Source organism: Micromonospora acroterricola (assembly GCF_003172955.1).
Classification (GTDB): Bacteria; Actinomycetota; Actinomycetes; order Mycobacteriales; family Micromonosporaceae; genus Micromonospora; species Micromonospora acroterricola.
In genome coordinates this window covers 1-4,858 of the sequence record NZ_QGKR01000315.1, presented here as the reverse complement: position 1 = coordinate 4,858, position 4,858 = coordinate 1, and the positions used below count along the sequence as shown (strand labels likewise).

At 72.4% G+C, this 4,858-nt stretch carries 5 protein-coding genes and 1 pseudogene; 5 read left to right on the top strand and 1 reads right to left on the bottom strand.

The genetic code is table 11. The features are described 5' to 3' along the window. From DKT68_RS32235 to DKT68_RS27215, 3 genes and pseudogenes are all read left to right on the top strand, one after another. Positions 1-235, top strand: a pseudogene (locus DKT68_RS32235) (hypothetical protein); the annotation flags it as partial. A gap of 163 nt (positions 236-398) precedes the next feature. After that, complete coding sequence (locus DKT68_RS27220) at positions 399-2,150, top strand: CTP synthase (protein WP_109820237.1); 1,752 nt, start codon at positions 399-401, stop codon at positions 2,148-2,150. Continuing rightward, positions 2,147-2,752 (top strand): NUDIX domain-containing protein, encoded by a 606-nt coding sequence (locus DKT68_RS27215; RefSeq protein ID WP_109820236.1) that lies wholly within the window; start codon positions 2,147-2,149, stop codon positions 2,750-2,752. Before DKT68_RS27220 ends, DKT68_RS27215 begins: the two co-directional genes overlap by 4 nt. 87 nt (positions 2,753-2,839) lie before the next feature. Here DKT68_RS27215 and DKT68_RS27210 read toward each other — a convergent pair whose 3' ends face one another. Then, entirely contained in the window at positions 2,840-3,163 is a 324-nt protein-coding gene (locus DKT68_RS27210) for a TM2 domain-containing protein (protein WP_407940798.1), read from the bottom strand. A gap of 226 nt (positions 3,164-3,389) precedes the next feature. On the opposite strand from DKT68_RS27210, the gene ald reads away from it, so the two are divergent. Then, complete coding sequence (ald, locus tag DKT68_RS27205; protein ID WP_109820234.1) at positions 3,390-4,505, top strand: alanine dehydrogenase; 1,116 nt, start codon at positions 3,390-3,392, stop codon at positions 4,503-4,505. Positions 4,506-4,516: 11 nt separating this feature from the next. Further along, on the top strand, positions 4,517-4,858 hold a 342-nt coding region (locus tag DKT68_RS27200), incomplete at its 3' end, for a site-specific integrase (RefSeq protein ID WP_161556706.1).

The following is a 4,858-nucleotide window of genomic DNA, read 5'->3' as shown; positions in this document are numbered from 1 at the left end:
GATCAGCGGCCCACCGGCCGGGCGGCGGAAGGTGGGCGCGCCCCCGATCGCCGACTCTCCGGCCGACCGGACCGCCGGTGGCGCCGGCGCGGACGACCTCACGGAGCCGGACGCTCCGACGGAGCCGCCCGCCGCGCCGGCGCAGCGGCCTCCCGGTCCGACGGACGCCGCGCCGGCGGCGGCGGTGCCGCCCCGGCAGGCCACCCGGTCATCGACCGAGGTTGCCGCTCCCTGAGCGCGGGGCGTCGTCGTGGTGGCCGGGTGGTGTCCCACCCGGGGTGCGGCCTGCGAGTACCCGCCCGGGAGGTGTTACCGTGGAATCCCGTGGATCGCGTGATCACTTTGCTGATCAAGCACGGCGGTCTGCATGACCGCGACAGACGACACGGGAGCAGGCCTTGGCCCCATCAGCACGGACGACCAGGCACATTTTCGTCACCGGGGGCGTCGCCTCCTCGCTGGGTAAGGGCCTCACCGCCTCCAGCCTCGGCAACCTGTTGACCGCGCGCGGGCTGCGCGTCGTGATGCAGAAGCTCGACCCCTACCTCAACGTCGACCCCGGGACGATGAACCCGTTCCAGCACGGTGAGGTCTTCGTCACCGAGGACGGCGCCGAGACCGACCTCGACGTCGGGCACTACGAGCGTTTCCTGGACCGGGCCCTGTCCGGCAAGGCGAACGTCACCACGGGTCAGATCTACTCCGACGTGATCGCCAAGGAGCGGCGCGGCGAGTACCTGGGAGACACCGTCCAGGTCATCCCGCACATCACCAACGAGATCAAGTCCCGGATCCTGGCGATGGGCGACCCGGACGACGACGGCCACGTCCCGGACGTGGTGATCACCGAGGTCGGCGGCACGGTCGGCGACATCGAGTCGCTGCCGTTCCTGGAGGCGATCCGTCAGGTCCGCCACGACCTGGGTCGGGACAACTGCTTCTACCTGCACGTCTCGCTGGTGCCGTACCTGGCGCCGTCGGGCGAGCTGAAGACCAAGCCGACCCAGCACTCGGTGGCGCAGCTGCGCAACATCGGTATCCAGCCGGACGCCATCGTGCTGCGCTGCGACCGGGAGATCCCGGAGAAGCTCAAGGAGAAGCTGTCGCTCTACTGCGACGTGGACGCCGAGGCGGTCGTCGCCGCCCCGGACGCGCCGAGCATCTACGACATCCCGAAGGTGCTGCACCGTGAGGGGCTGGACGCGTACGTGGTGCGTCGGCTCGGTCTGTCCTTCCGGGACGTGGACTGGACCAGCTGGGACGACCTGCTGGACCGGGTGCACCGCCCCCGGCACACGGTCACCGTCGCGGTCGTCGGCAAGTACGTCGACCTGCCCGACGCGTACCTGTCGGTGAGCGAGGCGATCCGGGCGGCCGGGTTCGGCCACCGGGCCCGGGTGCAGCTGCGCTGGGTGCCCAGCGACGAGTGCGTCACCCCGGCCGGCGCCGCGGCGGCCCTGGCCGGCGTCGACGGCATCCTCATCCCCGGCGGTTTCGGGGTGCGCGGCATCGAGGGCAAGATCGGCACCGCCCGGTACGCCCGGGAGAACGACATCCCGCTGCTCGGCCTCTGCCTCGGCCTGCAGTGCATGACCATCGACGTGGCCCGGCACCTGGCCGGTCTGGACGGCGCCAACTCGTTGGAGTTCGACGAGCGGGCCGCCCACCCGGTCATCGCCACGATGGCCGACCAGGAGGACATCGTCGCCGGCAAGGGCGACCTGGGCGGCACCATGCGGCTGGGCGCGTACCCGGCGACGCTGACCGAGGGCTCGATCGTCGCCGAGGCGTACGGCAGCACCGACATCAGTGAGCGGCACCGGCACCGTTACGAGGTGAACAACGCCTACCGGGACGCGCTGACCAAGGCGGGGCTGCACATCTCCGGCACCTCGCCGGACGGCCGGCTGGTCGAGTTCATCGAGTTGGACCGGGGCCTGCACCCGTTCTTCGTGGCCACCCAGGCGCACCCGGAGCTGAAGAGCCGCCCCACCCGCCCGCACCCGCTGTTCGCCTCGTTCGTCAAGGCCGCCGTGGCGTACTCGCAGGCCGACCAGCTTCCGGTCGACCTGGACGCGGCGACGGAGGCCCCGTCGACGCGCAGGGCCGCCCGCAACGGCGCCGCGACGAAGGCGTCGTCCGCGTCGTGAGCGATCTGGAGCACCGCTACGAGGTGCGCTCCCGCGAGGAGCGCTACCGGGGCCGGATCTTCACGGTGGTCAGCGAGGAGGTCACCATGCCGGGCGGCGGTACGGCCGCGCGCGACCTCGTCCGGCACGTCGGGGCGGTGGCCGTGGTGGCGCTCGACGACGCCGGCCAGGTGGTGCTGATCCGGCAGTACCGGCACCCGGTCGGCCGGCACCTGTGGGAGCTGCCCGCCGGGCTGATGGACGTCTCCGGCGAGGAGTTGCCGGCCGCCGCGTTGCGGGAGCTGGCCGAGGAGGCCGACCTCACCGCCGAGCGGATCGACGTGCTCGTCGACCTGCACAGCTCGCCCGGGTTCACCAACGAGCTGGTCCGGGTCTACCTGGCCCGGGACCTGGCCGACGTGCCCGTCGGTGAGCGCCACGAGCGCCGGGACGAGGAGGCCGACCTCCAGGTCGTCCGGATCGACCTGGACGAGGCGGTCGGCATGGTCCTGGCCGGCGAGATCACGAACGCCTCCGCGGTGGCCGGGCTGCTCGCCGCGGCCCGGGCCCGGGACACCGGCTGGTCGGCGCTGCGCCGCGCGGACGCGCCGCTGCCGCGCTGAGGTGGTCGCCGGGTGACACCGGCGAAGGGGTACGCGCGAAAGGGCCCCGCGGCTTGCCGCGGGGCCCTGTGCCGTCAGTCCGGTGGGTCAGTCGCGCAGCGGCCGGCCCTGCGCGTCCGTGCCGCCGTTCACCAGGATGAGGATGCCGTCGATGAGGCCCCAGAGCGCGCCGAAGCCGCAGGTCACGAGGCTCACCACGAGCTGGAGTACGGCGATCTTGGTGTGTCCGGTGTAGAACCGACCGGCGCCGAAGGTGCCGAGCAGGATGCCGAGGATGCCCGCGACGACCTTGCTCTTGTCGGAGTAGCCGGGGGCGTACCCCGGCTGGTAAGGAGGAGTGGTCATGGGCCGACACACTAGTGATCCACTGGCCCGCTGTCCGCACCGACACCCGCCAGATGGGACGATGATGGGCGAACACTGTCCTGACGGCTGAGGTCGCCTCCTACCGCCGACCCGGTTGACGTCCTGACACTCCGTCAGGACACCCGGGCACCGGATGCCACTGTGCTGGCTCGCGGCGGGGCCGGGCGCGCCTAGACTGCCGCCGGCGGGACCGGTGGACCGCGGTGGCAATGGGGCCGTCGTGGCACCGAGCAGTCGGGGGAGAGCAGCCCCGAAGAGAGGTGTCTGCATCGTGAAGGTCGGAATCCCACGCGAGGTCAAGAACCACGAGTACCGCGTGGCGATCACGCCGGCGGGCGTCAACGAGTTCACCCGCAGCGGTCACCAGGTCTTCGTCGAGTCCGGCGCCGGCGTCGGCTCCAGCATCAGCGACGAGGAGTTCGCCACGGCGGGCGCCACCATCCTGCCCACCGCCGACGAGGTGTGGGACACCGCCGAGCTGGTGCTCAAGGTCAAGGAGCCGGTCGCCGAGGAGTACCACCGGATGCGCGAGGGGCAGGTGCTCTTCACCTACCTGCACCTGGCCGCCTCCAAGGAGTGCACCGACGCGCTGATCGACCGGAAGGTCACCGGTATCGCGTACGAGACCGTCGAGCTGCCCGACCGGTCGTTGCCGCTGCTCGCCCCGATGTCCGAGGTGGCCGGCCGGCTCGCCCCGCAGGTGGGCGCCTTCTACATGATGCGCACCGGCGGCGGGCGCGGCGTGCTGCCCGGCGGCGTCTCCGGCGTGTACGCGGCCAAGACCGTGGTCATTGGCGCCGGCGTCTCGGGCATGAACGCCGCCGCGATCGCGCTGGGCCTCCAGTCCGAGGTGCTGCTGCTCGACAAGAACGTCGCCCGGCTGCGTCAGGCCGACGCCATCTACCGGGGCCACCTGCAGACCGTCGCCTCCAACGCGTACGAGATCGAGCGGGCGGTGCTCGACGCCGACCTGGTCATCGGCGCGGTGCTGGTGCCCGGCGCCAAGGCGCCCACCCTGATCTCCAACGAGCTGGTCTCGCGGATGAAGCCGGGCAGCGTGCTGGTCGACATCGCCATCGACCAGGGCGGCTGCTTCGAGGACTCGCGCCCCACCACGCACGCCGACCCGGTCTACAAGGTGCACGAGTCGATCTTCTACTGCGTGGCGAACATGCCCGGCGCGGTGCCGAACACCAGCACCTACGCGCTGACCAACGTCACCCTGCCGTACGCCCTGGAGCTGGCGAACAACGGCTGGCGCGAGGCGCTGCGCCGCGACCCGGCGCTGGCGCTGGGCCTGAACACCCACGACGGCCAGGTCACCTACGGCCCGGTCGCCGAGGCGCACGGCATGAGCGTGCTGCCGCTGGCGGACGTTCTGGCCTGAGCGGTGGCGGGCTGACCGGCAGCACGGACGGGGCCGGCGCGGGGGAGCAGCCCGCGCCGGCCCTGCGCCGTGCCGTGCGCGGGTACCTCGACCACCTCACCGTCGAGCGGGGCCTGTCCGCGAACACCCTCGCGTCGTACCGCCGGGACCTGGACCGCTATCTCACGACCCTGGCCGACGCCGGTGTCGCCGACCTTGCGTCGGTCGGCGCCGGCGTCGTCGAGTCGCACCTGGCCCGGCTGCGCGCCGGCGACGACGCGCACCCGCCGCTGGCGGTGTCCTCCGCGGCCCGCGCGGCCAGCGCCGTTCGCGGCCTGCACCGCTTCGCGCTGCGCGAGGGGCTGGCCGCGAAC